The organism is Propionivibrio soli (assembly GCF_025770765.1).
Classification (GTDB): domain Bacteria; phylum Pseudomonadota; class Gammaproteobacteria; order Burkholderiales; family Rhodocyclaceae; genus Propionivibrio; species Propionivibrio soli.
In genome coordinates, this window is sequence record NZ_JANZKY010000009.1 from 190,744 (window position 1) to 204,833 (window position 14,090).

General features: G+C 62.7%; 11 protein-coding genes. 7 read left to right on the forward strand and 4 right to left on the reverse strand.

The features are described 5' to 3' along the window. Positions 1-55 precede the first annotated feature (55 nt). Positions 56-1,057, reverse strand: coding sequence for a hypothetical protein (locus NZ453_RS12515; protein ID WP_263770942.1), 1,002 nt, complete (start codon positions 1,055-1,057; stop codon positions 56-58). A 252-nt stretch (positions 1,058-1,309) separates the two neighbouring features. Further along, positions 1,310-1,663 (reverse strand): GFA family protein, encoded by a 354-nt coding sequence (locus tag NZ453_RS12520; protein WP_263770944.1) that lies wholly within the window; start codon positions 1,661-1,663, stop codon positions 1,310-1,312. A 166-nt stretch (positions 1,664-1,829) separates the two neighbouring features. Between NZ453_RS12520 and NZ453_RS12525 the strand changes: the two genes are divergently transcribed. Together NZ453_RS12525 and NZ453_RS12530 are read left to right on the forward strand one after the other, a co-directional pair. Then, a complete protein-coding gene (locus NZ453_RS12525) occupies positions 1,830-2,036 on the forward strand; it encodes a glycine zipper 2TM domain-containing protein (RefSeq protein WP_263770945.1) in 207 nt (68 codons plus the stop codon). Positions 2,037-2,176: 140 nt separating this feature from the next. Then, the gene (locus tag NZ453_RS12530; protein ID WP_263770946.1) at positions 2,177-2,950 is read left to right on the forward strand and encodes a sulfite exporter TauE/SafE family protein; all 774 of its coding nucleotides are present in this window, start codon (positions 2,177-2,179) and stop codon (positions 2,948-2,950) included. A gap of 54 nt (positions 2,951-3,004) precedes the next feature. Here NZ453_RS12530 and NZ453_RS12535 read toward each other — a convergent pair whose 3' ends face one another. Beyond that, entirely contained in the window at positions 3,005-5,083 is a 2,079-nt protein-coding gene (locus NZ453_RS12535) for an ATP-dependent helicase (protein WP_263770947.1), read from the reverse strand. Positions 5,084-5,520: 437 nt separating this feature from the next. Between NZ453_RS12535 and NZ453_RS12540 the strand changes: the two genes are divergently transcribed. Continuing rightward, a complete protein-coding gene (locus tag NZ453_RS12540) occupies positions 5,521-8,673 on the forward strand; it encodes a transglycosylase domain-containing protein (RefSeq protein WP_263770948.1) in 3,153 nt (1,050 codons plus the stop codon). Between the two features lie 157 nt (positions 8,674-8,830). On the opposite strand, the gene NZ453_RS12545 is transcribed toward NZ453_RS12540, so the two are convergent. Continuing rightward, a complete protein-coding gene (locus tag NZ453_RS12545; protein WP_263770949.1) occupies positions 8,831-10,465 on the reverse strand; it encodes a SulP family inorganic anion transporter in 1,635 nt (544 codons plus the stop codon). A gap of 261 nt (positions 10,466-10,726) precedes the next feature. Between NZ453_RS12545 and NZ453_RS12550 the strand changes: the two genes are divergently transcribed. The 4 genes from NZ453_RS12550 to NZ453_RS12565 all read left to right on the forward strand — a co-directional run bounded on the left by NZ453_RS12550 (position 10,727) and on the right by NZ453_RS12565 (position 14,088). Continuing rightward, positions 10,727-10,933: a CopG family transcriptional regulator gene (locus NZ453_RS12550; RefSeq protein ID WP_263770950.1), complete on the forward strand. Its 207-nt coding sequence runs from the start codon at positions 10,727-10,729 to the stop codon at positions 10,931-10,933. A 189-nt stretch (positions 10,934-11,122) separates the two neighbouring features. Then, on the forward strand, positions 11,123-13,003 hold the full coding sequence (gene recQ, locus NZ453_RS12555; RefSeq protein WP_275983184.1) for a DNA helicase RecQ: 1,881 nt from the start codon (positions 11,123-11,125) through the stop codon (positions 13,001-13,003). A gap of 15 nt (positions 13,004-13,018) precedes the next feature. Further along, positions 13,019-13,237: a sulfur carrier protein ThiS gene (thiS, locus tag NZ453_RS12560; RefSeq protein ID WP_420851635.1), complete on the forward strand. Its 219-nt coding sequence runs from the start codon at positions 13,019-13,021 to the stop codon at positions 13,235-13,237. Positions 13,238-13,293: 56 nt separating this feature from the next. After that, positions 13,294-14,088, forward strand: a complete 795-nt coding sequence (locus tag NZ453_RS12565; RefSeq protein ID WP_263770952.1) for a thiazole synthase — start codon at positions 13,294-13,296, stop codon at positions 14,086-14,088. The last annotated feature ends 2 nt before the right edge of the window (positions 14,089-14,090 follow it).

Below are 14,090 nucleotides of genomic sequence, written 5' to 3' on the forward strand. Positions count from 1 at the left end.
GGTTGCGGAAACTACGTAGTACCGAGACGACGCCTAAGCGTCGTCCGGCCTCCCGCTATACTGCCAGATCGACCTGCTGTACCGACCCGACCTGCCCGTTTTCGCACAAATAGATTCCACTTGCGCGGACCTGGCCAAGCGTACGGTTTTCGCCATCAGTCACCGTAAATGGCGTAGCCGTGGCGGTCAGACAGATGGCGCCGATGCCGTCCGCTCTCAAGGTTTCACCCGTGCCTCCGGTGTCTTCTTGGGGTCGCCACACGCGCAAGGAGGCAAACGCCGGATCAGCTTCGTCGAGCCAGTGGTTACCGTCGCTGTCGAGTCGGGCCAAGTCGGCAAAACCGTTTCCGGAGGCGGTACCGAAAAGCTCGCTGCCGTCGTTGATCCGTCCGTCGGCATTGCGGTCGAACGCCAAATAGCCGCTCCCGCCGGCCAGCGCCGGAATCGATTCGGAAAACCCATCGGCGTCGAGGTCGAAGTCGAAACGGCGCCCCGAAAGGTCAATCGGCGCTCCTCCAAGGTTGATGATGAGCGGGTCACGCAGAACCGCAGTCTGGGTCTCCGTGACTTCTCGGGCGTATTCGAAGTTTCGGCACATCGAGAGGCCGAAACTGAAATCGAAACACCGGCCGTCGGTGGTGACGACCTTGCCCGTGGATGCAAAATCGGTCTGTTCGTGCTCGCGCACCGTTTCGGTATACCTCGTTTGCCAGGTGATCGTGGGGGCTGTGGCGCTGGTTTCCTTGGAGTCGGCCGCGCGCTCGTCGGTGGTGGAAGCGGCCCGCTGCATTCCAGTCTGCAGGAAATCGGCGAGCCCGTCGCTTCGCGTTCGTCGTTGCGGGTCGAGGAGGTCAAGCAACTGTGCGACCAGCCGCTTGATCACGATCACCAGTTGGGTTTCGGAATCCTGATCACTGTTCGTAGCTGAGACAGACGCCGGAGATTGCGATACTCCGGCGAGGATCGAGCGAAAGGAGACTGATTCGAACGTCATCTCGCTTTCGCTCGCCAACTCGTGGCTTGAATGCATGGCAACCGCCGCTTGATCGATCTTCATTGCGCGCTCCTTCTCGGTTAGGGAGTGGGGCGCCGCAAGGTGCATGCCAAGCGTGCTGCACGTTCACGAGGTACAAGAGAGCCAGCATCTGCGGGCAGACGCGGCGCCTGGCGTGCCGGTAGAGTGGGGATGTGCGGCAAAGCCTGCCGCCCGGGCGGCAAGCGCGGCTAGCCGACGGTAGAGCCGAAATTGTTCGGGGCGGTTCCGGTGGGGCTAGGCGAAAATCAAGCCGGGGACCAGTCCCGGCTCCAACTAGAAGGAGGCCCCGTCAATCAGGGTGAAGGGCAGGCGGCTTGGCTCGACGCCGTCCACGCAGCCAGCGTTGATTCGGTAATGGCCCGGTTTGCTCATCGTCTGATGAAATGGGTAAATCCCGCAGCGTCGGCAAAAGTGATGCTTGGCGATGTGGCGCCCGAATTCATACGTTCCGAGCGCGTCGCTGTCCACCTCAATTTCGATGTCCTCGGGAGCGACGGTGAACGCGGTCATCAGCGCCCCTTTTCGCCGGCAAATCGAACAGTTGCACCGCAGGCCGTTCTCGATTTCCGGTCCGCGGAACCGGAAACGGATGGCGCCGCAGTGGCAGCTCCCAGTGTGCTCTTTCATTCGATTTCTCCCTTTCATATCAGCTAGTTATAGGGCGGCTCGACGCGACTCGTCGATCCGGCAGCTTTGTGGGAGCGGTTTTTGCCCCTCATCAACTGAGGCGAGCGGAAACGCCGCGACCCTCTAATTTGCCATATTCCGCGTTCGACGCATAAAGGAGAACACGATGAATAGCTGGACTAAATCGATTGCGCTGGTGGCGATCCTGACGACGCTCGGCGCATGTTCCAACATGACGCCACAAGAGCGCAACACGGCTATTGGGGCGGGTGCCGGCGCCGTGGCTGGCTCGGTCCTGTCCGGTGGCAGCGGTGTCGGTACGGTAGGCGGGGCTGTCGTCGGCGGCGTCGTCGGTAACCAGATCAAACGCTGATCTCTCGTACATCTCACGCCAGACCCTCGGGCGGTCGCTTCTCACGGACCGCCCTAACATTTCCCCCTCTTCGTATAGTTTCCTAAAAGCAGCTTGTACCGCGTCGACGTACAATGCGTCTCGATAATAAGGAGACGTACGTGTCGTTGCCCGATTTTCCCCTGGCGTTCTATCCGGTCGCCATTCTCGCCATTTTGCTGGCGGGCATTTCCAAGGGCGGTTTCGGGGGAGCCGCCGGCGGCCTCGCTGTACCCCTCATGTCGATTCTCATTGCGCCGCCAGAAGCAGCCGGCATCATGCTGCCGATCCTGTGCGCGATGGACATCTTCAGCGTATATGCCTACCGCGGCCAGTGGTCGCGCCATCACTTGCGCGTTCTCTTGCCTGGTTCGATCATCGGCGTCGCGCTGGGCGGCGTGGCTTTCGGCATGCTCTCGGTGAATCTAATCCGGCTGCTGCTCGGGCTCATTTCCGTCATCTACACGCTGAACAAATGGCTGCGCCTCTCCGAGCGCATCAGCCAACGGCTTGCGATGCGGGAGAGGGCGCCGGGGCCGGTAACCGGCGCCGTCTGCGGCCTTCTCTCAGGCTTCACCAGCACGCTCGCGCATTCGGGCGGGCCGCCATTTGCCGTCTATATCTACTCGCAGAAACTCGACAAAACGCTGATCGTCGCTACGTCGGCGGTGTTTTTTTGCGTCGGCAACTACCTCAAGCTGATCCCGTACTATCTCGTCGGTCAACTCAATACGGGCAACCTGGCCACCTCGCTCGTGTTCGCGCCGCTGGCGCCGCTCGGTGTCTGGCTCGGCGTCTGGCTGCATAAACGCGTAAGCGCCGAGGCCTTCTTCGGTGTCAGTTACACCCTGCTTTTCATCAGCGGCGTGAAGCTCATCTACGACGCGCTGGTCTGATCGCCTGGGGGCGGACGGTCGGCTTGTTGGCGTGCCGTCCGCTCTTCGGTCTTCCTATTTCCACATCTCGGCGAGGCGCGCTGCGATATCCGCCCGGGCTTTTTGCGCATCGGTCGTCGCCTGCGCGGCGCTTTCCGGCATTGGCGGCCACGTCGTGTGCTCGAAGTGGCGGGCGACGCCGTTGGTGATGAAGCGGCTGCGTGTGGCATATACGTGCCGATCGCCGGAACGCGTCTGTTGTTGCACGTAAAAGCGCTGCGGTACGATGAGCTGTAGATCGTCGCGGGCGCGCGTCATAGCGACGTAGAGAAGCCGGCGCTCCTCATCGATTTCGGCTTCCGAACCCGTGGCGAGATCCGAAGGCAGGCAGCCGTCGACGACGTTGAGTACCGACACCGATCGCCACTCTTGGCCTTTCGCCGAATGAATCGTAGACAGGATCAGGTAGTCGTCGTCACGGTACGGTGCGCCGGATTCGTCGCTGGTGGCGTCCGGCGGGTCGAGCGTGAGTTCGGTGAGAAAGCGCTCGCGGGTAGCGAAGGTGGCGGCGATGCGCTGCAGTTGTAGAAGATCTGCCTGCCGAACGGCGGCGTCGTCGTAGCGGCGCATCAGGTGTTCCTCGTACCAAGCGACGACCTGCTCGACATCAGCCGGCCAGCTCGCATTGGAACGCAGTTCGGCATAGAGCTTCATGAAGCCGCGCCAGCTTTCCTCGGCGGCGCCCGGAACGCGAACCTCAGCCAGGGCGGCGAGCGGGTCCGGGCTCACATCGACGGCATCGAGGATGCGGGTGGCGGTGGCCGGCCCGATCCCCGAAATGAGCAGGGCGACGCGAAACCCCGCAAGGCGGCCGCGCGGGTTTTCTGCCCAGCGCAGAACGGCGAGGACATCTTTGATGTGTGCAGCCTCAAGGAATTTGAGGCCGCCGAACTTCACGAACGGGATATTGCGCCGCGTGAGTTCGAGTTCCAGCGGCGCGCTGTGGCTCGACGTGCGGAAGAGTACCGCCTGTGACTTGAGTGTCAGACCGCGCTCACGACCTTCAAGGACGTTTTCCGCGACGTAGCGCGCCTGATCGGTCTCGTCACGTACCGAGACGAGACGCGGCCTGCCGCCGCCGACCCGCTCGGTCCACAGGTTTTTGGTGAAGCGCTCGGCGGCGAGGCCGATGACGGCGTTCGATGCGTCGAGGATCGGTTGCGTCGACCGGTAGTTGCGTTCGAGCGTGGCCACGTGCGCCGGTGGCTCGAATTGCGTCGGAAAGTCGAGAATATTGCGCACCGTCGCGGCGCGGAACGAGTAGATCGACTGCGCGTCGTCGCCGACTACCGTCAGGCCGCGTCCCTGCGGTTTGAGACCCAGCAGAATGGCCGCCTGCAGGCGGTTCGTATCCTGGTATTCGTCGACCAGGACGTGATCGAAGCGCTCGCCGATTTCGCCGGCGAAGGCGGGTTCGGCCGCCAGGCGCGCCCAGTAGAGCAGGAGATCGTCGTAGTCGAGCACGTTCTGGGCTTGCTTGGCCTGAACGTAGTTCTGGAACAGACGCTTGAGCTGAATTTCCCACATCGCGTACCTGGGAAAATTCTCGGCGAGCACCTGCGCCAGCGGTTGTTCGCTGTTTACCGCGCGCGAGTAGATCGCCATGCAGGCGCCCTTGGTGGGAAAACGCTTTTCGGTGGTGTCGAGCTCCAGTTCGTGCCGGACGATGGCGAGCAGGTCTTCTGAATCGGTGCGGTCGTGGATGGTGAACGATGCATGCAGACCGATGCGTTCGGCATAGTCGCGCAGTAAGCGCGCGCCCATGGCGTGAAATGTTCCCGCCCAGGGAAAGCTCGGCGGGCGCTGGTCGGCCGGTGCGCCGATCACGCGATTGATGATCAGGCCGACGCGCCGCGCCATTTCGGCCGCGGCCCGACGGGAAAAGGTCAGTAGAAGAATGCGCTGCGGATCGGCACCGCGTACAACGAGATGGGCGACCCGATGCGCGAGCGTATTCGTCTTGCCCGATCCGGCACCGGCGATCACAAGCAGCGGTCCGTGTTCGCCGTCGTATTCGACGGCATGGCGCTGCTCGTCGTTCAAGGAAGCGAGATAGTCGGCCTCGGGGCGCAAGCGAACGGCGGCGATGCTCATGCGACAGAATCGGTGGCGTTAAGCCGTAGCCGTTTTGCCGGTCTCGGCAACTGAACTGCCGGCGACGGAAGGAAAAAAGCCATTTCGCGGTCTTCCTGTATGACTGAATCTCGTTGTGCGAGGCTCATGGCGCCCACGGCGGGCGCCGGCCCTGGAGGACGATTATCTCCCGGTTGAGCTTCCGAAAGGTGGATTGCTCTCCAACCCTTCACGGCGACCGGGCCGTTGTTTGCGTGGGCCCGCTCATGTGCCCACTTTCCAAGCTACTTCTTGTGATAGCGGTGGAACGCGTGCGTGGCGCACCTGTCCACTTCGGCGGTAAGCTGCACGGAGTACGAAACAATCGAATACCGCGCGATAATCAGATGTAATAATGCTCGTTCTCGCGGCGGAGAAAAGCCCGCCGCATCGTTGTAATTGCAGCTTGGTAAGTGGAAATGGCAGACAGTGTGGGTAGGGTGGCAGTAAACGGCCAGGACGAGAAAACCGGCCGCGGGGGCGTACCGAAGAAACTTTGGAAACGCCGCATCATCATCTGGGGCGGCCTTGCGTTGATGGGTGGCGCAGCGGCGACAGCCGGGCTATGGGAAGCGCGGGATTCCCGTTTGCAGGCCCGCTACTTCTCAGAATTTGCGCGCACGATCCGCTGGAGCGTCGAGCCGGGCCCTAATGCCAGCCTATGGCTGCCGCAGGACGGACCCTACGATGTCCGGCTCGGCTACGTACACATGAAGGACATGTTGCCGCGGCTTGATCAAGCCGGTTACGCGGTCGTCAGCCAGGCGCGGCAGTCGGACGGCTTCCGTGAGAGCGTCGAACGTGGTTTTTACCCCATTTACCGTGAGAAATCGCAAGCCGGTCTGAGGCTACTCGATCGGCACGGCAAGCCGTTGTACGCCAGCCGGTACCCTCAACGCCAGTACCGCAGTTTTGACGAAATCCCGCCGGTACTCGTCGACGCCTTGCTGTACATCGAGAACCGGGGACTGCTGGACCCCGAACATCCAATGCGTAACCCGGCTGTCGATTGGGGCCGATTCACCCGCGCCGCCTTCGGTCACACATTGCGCGCGTTCGACCTCGAAGGTGAACGTGGCGGTGGAAGTACGCTGGCAACGCAGATTGAGAAATTCCGCCATTCCCCCGGCGGGCGCACACGCAACACCGACGACAAGCTGCGGCAGATGATTTCGGCTTCGCTGCGCGCCTACAGCGACGGCGAGGAAACACTCGTTGCCCGGCAGCGCATCGTGCTCGATTACCTCAACTCGGTGCCGCTCGCCGGGCTGGCAGGGTATGGCGAGGTTAACGGGATCGGCGACGGGTTGTGGGCGTGGTACGGACGTGATTTCGCCGAAGCCAACCGGGTACTGGCCGATCCCTCGGCCGACCCCGCGCTGCGTGCGCAGGTGTTCCGCGAAATGCTGTCGCTAATCGTCGCGCAGCGGCGGCCGTCAGGACTACTGCTCGAATCCACCGAGCGCCTCGACCGGTTGACCGACAGCTATCTGCGGTTGCTCGCCAGCGACGGCGGAGTGCCGGAAGGCTTACGCGACGCGGCACTGAAGACGCGGCTTGATCCCGCGCGGCGGATGCGCACGGGCGACGCCATCTCGTTCGTCGAGCGCAAGGCCATCAACGATGCTCGGGGCACCCTGGGCGATTTGCTCGGCGTCGAAGACCTTTATGCACTCGATCGCTTTGATCTCGAAGCGCGCACGACGCTCGATACGGCGGCGCAGGCGGGGGTGACCGCGTACTTCAGCCGCCTGGCGCAAGAAGACTACCTGCGATGCGCCGGGTTCAAGGAGAAGCGCCTGCTCGATCGTGGCGATCCGACCGGCGTGAACTACAGCTTCACGTTGTATGAGCGTACGGCGCTCGGCAATGTGCTGCGCGTGCAGGCCGACAACCTCAACCAGCCGCTCGACATCAATGCCGGCACCAAACTGGACTTGGGCTCAAGCGCCAAGTTCCGGACCCTGATTTCGTATCTCTCGGTCGTCGCCGACTTGCACCGCCGCTACGCCGACGTGGAAAGCGCTGCACTAGCACGCGTCGAAACGCGGTCGTCCGACAAACTCACGAACTGGGCGCTCGGCTATCTACGGGAGCACAAAGACCGGGATCTCACGGCGATGCTCGAAGCGGCGATGGAACGTCGCTATTCGGCGAATCCGAACGAAACGTTCTTTACCGGCGGCGGCGTGCATCGCTTTTCGAACTTCAAGCACGAAGATGATGGCCAGATGCCGAGCGTCGCTGGCGCACTCGAGCAATCGATCAATCTCGTTTTCGTGCGCATCATGGACGACGTGGTGCACTACCACGCGTACGAAGCCGAGGACGCGCCGGCACGTTCGCTGCGCGAAGGCGACGACAAGGCCCGTCAGGATTTCCTCAACCGTTTCGCCGAGCGCGAAGGCATCGGTTTCCTGCGGACTTTCTGGCACAAATATCGGGATGTGCCGCCCGACGAGCGGCTCGAGGTGCTTGCCGATTCAGTGCCCGCGAAACAGGCGCCGCTGGCCGCGGCGTATCTCGCCGTCGTTCCGGAGGCCGACTTCGCGACCTTCGAGGCCTTCATGCGCGAACACCTGGGCGACAAGGCCGGGACGGAGGGCGGATTGCGCCGCATCCACGAACTACACGCCACACGCAACTTCAACCTCTCGGACCAGGGTTACCTGGCGCGCGTGCATCCGCTTGAGTTGTGGCTTGTGCGCTATTTGCGCGCCCACCCGGACGCCGATCTGCGGACGGTTGTCGCCGAGAGCGTGAACGAGCGCCGCGAGGCGTCGCGCTGGCTCTTTTCGTCCCGGTTTCGGCATGCGCAGCAAGTGCGTATCGATATCGTGGTGGAGGTCGCAGCGTTCGAGCGCATTGCGGCCGAATGGCGCCGCCTCGGCTACCCCTTCGAGCACTTGGTGCCCTCGCTCGCCACGTCGATCGGCAGCTCTGCCGACCGCCCGGCAGCGCTGGCGGAGTTGATGGGCATTGTGGTGAACGACGGCGTGCGTCGCCCGACCGTGCGTATCGACCGCTTGCACTTTGCCGCCGCCACGCCGTACGAAACGCTCGTCGAACGACGCACGGAAGCGGGTGAGCAGGTTCTGCCGCCTGAGATTGCTCGGGTTGCCCGCCGGGCGCTGCTGCGCGTTGTCGACAGCGGTACGGCGCGTCGCGTCAAGGATATATACCTGGATGCCGACGATCATGCGCTGACGGTAGGCGGCAAGACGGGGACCGGGGATCACCGCTTCGACGTAGTTGCCGCCGACGGCACGGTGAAGAGTTCACGCGTCATGAACCGCGCCGCGACCTTCGCCTTCTACATCGGCGACCGCTTTTTCGGCGTCGTCACAGCGTTCGTTCCGGGAGGTAAGGCCGCCGGCTACGACTTCACCTCGGCGTTACCGGTGCAGATTCTCAAGGAATTGCAGCCGGTGCTGCGGCCGCTGATTGCCGGCAAGGATGGAGTGCCGGGACGTTGTGCGGAAGCTGGCAAGAGCGACCCGCGTTGGGTTGAAGTCGCGGATCGCGCGGCGAAGACAAACTTGTCCGACGTACCAACAAGCGCCAAGAACTGAAGCAGCCGGCATCGGCCGTTCGGGTTCCCACTGCAATGGCAGCGGGAACCTTCTCCCACTCTCCTTAGCGCCTTTCGAGTTTGAGTTTCCTCTGGTGCGCGGGCGGTGGAGATCAGGCCGTGGCGTTGGTGTGTGCGCCCTTGGCAGCGGGCTTGCTCTACGACTTGGCTTGCTCGGAGCGCATGAAGTCCGTTACCGATGAATGCAGGCTGCCGGGCGGCAGTTTACCCAGAACACCCGCGCGCACGAGTTTGCGCCGTACGTTGTTGCGCAAGCCGCAGATGATCAGGCGCGTTTTGAAATGGCGGCAATCGTCGATGATTTCGCTCAACGACTGGATGCCTGTAGCGTCGACAAACGGTACGTGCCGCATGCGCAGGATCAGCGTGTCGGTGTGCGCCTGGATGCTCTCCAGCGTACGTTCGAGTTTGTCTGCGGCGGCGAAGAAGAACGGCCCCTCGATGTCGTAAATCATGGTGCCTTTCGGCAGCACGAAGTTCTCGTGCGCGCGGGCGGCAAGGAAGTTCTCGTTGTCGTTCTCGATCTGTACGGCGGTCGCCATGCGGCGCATGAAAATCAGCGAGGCGAGGACAACACCGACGTTTACGGCGATCACCAAGTCGGAGAAGACGGTGAGCAGGAAGGTCAGCACGAGCACACCCACGTCCGCTCGCGACGAGGTACGGGCGAGGTGGATGAAGTGGTGAATCTCGCTCATGTTATAGGCGACGACGAAGAGTATCGCCGCCAGCGTGCACAGCGGAATGTACGCAGCGAGCGGTGCCAGGGCCAGCACGATGGCGAGCAGCGTCAGCGCATGAATGACGCCCGACAGTGGGCTGTTGCCGCCGTTGCGGATGTTGGCCGCCGTACGGGCGATGGCGCCGGTTGCCGCGAAACCGCCGAACAGCGGCGAAACGATGTTGGCGATACCCTGGCCGATCAGTTCCTGGTCCGAATCGTGGCGCGTACCGCCCATGCCGTCCGCGACCACGGCGGATAGCAGCGATTCAATCGCGCCGAGCAAGGCGATCGTGAAGGCCGGACCGATCAAGCGCATGACGTCCGAAAACGAGATGGCCGGCACTTCGAAATGCGGCAACGACTGCGGGATGCCGCCGAATGCGCTACCGATCGTCGCCACGCCGTCGAACTTGAAGATGGCCTGTACCAGGGTCGTTACCACCATCGCGACGAGCGGTCCCGGTACGCGCTTGAGCAAACGGGGAATGATCAGCAACAGCGCCAGGCTCAGCAAAGCAAGCCCCGTCGTCGCTATATGCAGGTCGGCAAAGGCGAGAATCAACTGCCACAACTTCTCGTGGAAATGGTCGCCTGCGGCACCCGGTTTGAGGCCGAAGAAGTCCTTCCACTGCCCGACCCAGATGATGACGCCGATGCCCGATGTAAAGCCGATGATTACGGGATCGGGTATGTACTTGATGGCGCCGCCGAGGCGGGCAAAGCCCATCGCAACAAGGATCAAGCCGGCCATGAGCGTGGCGACCTGCAGACCGACGATTCCGTACTTGGCCGTGATCCCGGAAAGAATGACGATAAAGGCCCCCGTCGGCCCTGAAATCTGGAAACGGCTGCCACCGAAGAGGGCGGCGAGCAGGCCGGCGACGATGGCGGTGTAGATACCCTGCTCGGGTTTGGCGCCGGAGGCGATCGCGAACGCCATGGCCAGGGGCAGGGCAATGATGCCGACGGTTATGCCGGCAACGAGGTTCTTGGCGAAATATTTCTTATCGAGCAGCCCGGCGCGGGCGGCTTCAAGCACGGCAATCATTGAGGGACTCTTGGGAAATGTCGGCCGGCGCGTAGGCGCGTTGGCGACGTGTCGTCATTGGGGAGAGAAGAAATCCTAATGCAAAAACCGATGTGCCTACGATGTGCGTACCATTATAATACGGTTAGCCTTGAAGATTAATGGCGGCGACAAGAAGAAGCTGAAGTAGCCACTGTCTGCCGCCTGGGATCGCTGGCGGCTGGGGTGGCAGCCAAAGCGGATCTCGGGCTCACTGACATTGATTCCGCAAGGGAGACCGCCATGGAAAGCCGTACGGCCCGTTTGACTATCCTGATCGATCCGCGCAAGAAGAAGTTGTTCGAGGACCTCTGCGCGCGCCAGGACCTCAACACCTCGCAGGTCATCCGCAAGCTCATGCGCCAGTATCTGCTCGACAATCTGTCGCCGAACGAAGTCCCGGACTGGCTGGCGTCGCACGCCGCGCGAGCCGAAGAAGGAAAGAAATGACCCTGGGTGCCCGGCGCTTGACCTTGGTATCTGGATAGAACTTGAGGGCGCGGTCTGGTCTGCAGTTGTAGATCGGATGCATTCCTGGCTATGCGGCGGGTCCCGCCGAAACCTACGTAGAATTCATTCTTCCCCTGCGCCGACTCCCGAGGTGCAGAGTAATCGTCTACCATCGCGGGTTTCGCAACACTGCTGCTCGTGAATCCCTCGTCCCCCAACTCCCCGCAATCCGTTCTGCAGCGCGTGTTCGGCTACGCCGCGTTTCGTGGCGCACAGGCCGCGATCGTCGATCACATTGTCGATGGCGGCGACGCTCTGGTGCTCATGCCGACCGGCGGCGGCAAAAGCCTTTGCTATCAGATCCCGGCCATCGTGCGTCACGGTGCGGGACGAGGCGTGGCGCTTGTGATCAGCCCATTGATTGCGTTAATGCACGATCAGGTCGGAGCGCTTGAAGAGGCCGGTGTACATGCGGCCTTCCTGAACTCGACGCTGAGCCTGGACAAGGCGCAGCGCATCGAACGCGAAATGCTAAGCGGCCGGCTCGTTCTGCTCTATGTGGCGCCCGAGCGGCTCACGGCGCCGCGGATGCTGGCGCAGCTCGACTCGCTTCACGCGCGCGGCCTGCTCAGCCTGTTCGCGATCGACGAGGCGCATTGCGTGAGCCAATGGGGCCATGATTTCCGCGCCGACTATCTCGCCCTCAATGTTCTGCACGAGCGCTACCCGGGCGTCCCGCGCGTGGCGCTTACGGCGACGGCCGACGTCCTGACCCGGGCCGACATCGTCGAACGTCTCGATCTTGGCGAGGCCCGCGTTTTCGTCAGTAGCTTCGACCGCCCGAACATCCGCTACGCGATCGCCGAAAAGACCGACGCGCGTCATCAGCTGCGTGCTTTCATTGAGGAAGAGCACGAAGGCGACGCCGGCATCGTCTATTGCCAGTCGCGCCGCAAAGTCGAGGAGACGGCGGCCTGGCTGGGAAGCGAAGGCGTTGTCGCTTTGCCCTACCACGCCGGGCTCGACGCCGAGACGCGGCGCCGCCATCAGGATCGCTTCCTGCGCGAGGACGGGGTCGTGATGGTGGCCACGATCGCCTTCGGCATGGGCATCGACAAGCCCGACGTTCGCTTTGTCGCCCACCTCGACCTGCCGAAGAATATCGAAAGCTACTACCAGGAGACTGGCAGAGCGGGGCGGGACGGTTTGCCTGCCGACGCCTGGATGGCCTACGGCCTGGCCGATGTCGTCAATCAACGGCGCATGATCGATGAGAGCCCGGCCGCGGAGGAATTTAAGCGCGCGCAGCGGGGCAAGCTGGACGCCTTGCTGGCGCTTGCCGAGGCGCATGATTGCCGGCGTGCCCGCTTGCTCGCCTATTTTGGTGAAGAAGCGGGACCATGCGGCGCGCACCAGAATGCTTGCGACAACTGCCGGCAGCCGCCGGTGACCTGGGACGCCACCGAGGCGGCACGCAAGGCGCTGTCGTGCATCTATCGGTTCCACCAGAACGGCGGGCAGCGCTTCGGCGCCGGCCATCTGATCGACGTGCTGCGCGGCAAGACGACCGAGAAAGTCGAGCAATACGGCCACGCCGCGCTATCCACCTTCGGCGTCGGTGCGGAGCTCGGCGACCAGCAGTGGCGGGCCGTCGTGCGGCAGCTCGTCGCGCTCGGTTGCATTCGGGCCGAGGGTGAATTCAACACGCTGGAACTCACGTCCGCCGCGCGCGAAGTTTTGCGAGGCGAAGTCAATCTGCAATTGCGCCAGCAGAGCGTGCAGGCCAAACGATCGACGCGTGGCGGCAAGAAGGGAGGCGGGCGCAAGAGCCGGCCCCCTCTGCCGCTCGATGCGGCAGGGTTGGCGCGTTTCGAGGCGCTCAAGGCGTGGCGCGCCGACGTCGCGCGCGAGCATAACGTCCCTGCTTACGTGGTATTCCATGATGCGACGCTAGCCGAAATGGCTCAACGAATGCCCACTTCCCTGGCCGCGTTGGGCGAGATCGCCGGCGTCGGCGTACGCAAGCTGGAGGCTTACGGACACTCGATCCTGCGCCTGCTCAACGACTGAGGCACCCGGAGCAGCATGGTAGAATCCAAGGCTATGGAGATCACCATCAACGGCGAGTCTCGCCAATTTCCCGAACCATTCACCGTGGCCGAGTTGGTCGAGACCCTTGGATACGTCGGCAAGCGCATTGCGATCGAACGCAACGGCGAGATCGTTCCGCGCAGCCGTCATGGCGCCGTCGAACTCGCTGCCGGCGACCGGCTGGAAATCGTTGTCGCCGTGGGTGGCGGTTAATCCGCCTGGTTGAAGTCCCGCGTGCTTTTCGTGAACCCGTTTTCCGAGGAAAACCCATGCCCACGCCCATTCATAACCTGACAGTTGCCGACAAGACTTACCGTTCGCGGCTGCTCGTCGGAACCGGTAAGTACAAGAATTTCCAAGAAACGCGGGCGGCGATCGACGCCTCAGGCGCCGAAATCGTCACGGTCGCCATTCGCCGCGTCAACATCGGCCAGAACCCCGGCGAGCCGAATCTGCTCGACGTGCTGCCGACGTCCGAATTTACGATCCTGCCTAACACCGCGGGCTGCTATACGGCCGACGATGCCGTGCGTACCCTGCGCCTCGGCCGGGAACTGCTCGATGGCCATCCGTTGTGCAAGCTCGAAGTGCTCGGCGATTCGAAGACGCTCTTCCCCAACATGCCGGAAACCTTGAAGGCGGCCGAGATCCTGGTGAAAGACGGTTTTCAGGTCATGGTGTACTGCGCCGACGACCCGATCCAGGCCAAGATACTCGAAGACCTCGGTTGTGTTGCCGTGATGCCGCTGGCGTCACTGATCGGTTCCGGGATGGGCATCGTCAACCCGTGGAACCTGCGCCTGATCATCGACAGCCTGAAGGTCCCCGTGCTCGTCGACGCCGGAGTCGGAACCGCCTCCGACGCGGCGATTGCCATGGAACTGGGATGCGACGGCGTGCTCATGAACACGGCCATCGCCCATGCCAAGGATCCTGTCCTGATGGCTAGTGCGATGAAGAAGGCCGTCGAAGCGGGGCGCGAAGCCTTTCTGGCCGGCCGCATGGCTCGCAAGTATTATTCGGCCGATCCTTCGTCTCCGACTAGCGGCCTGATCGGCTCTTGAGC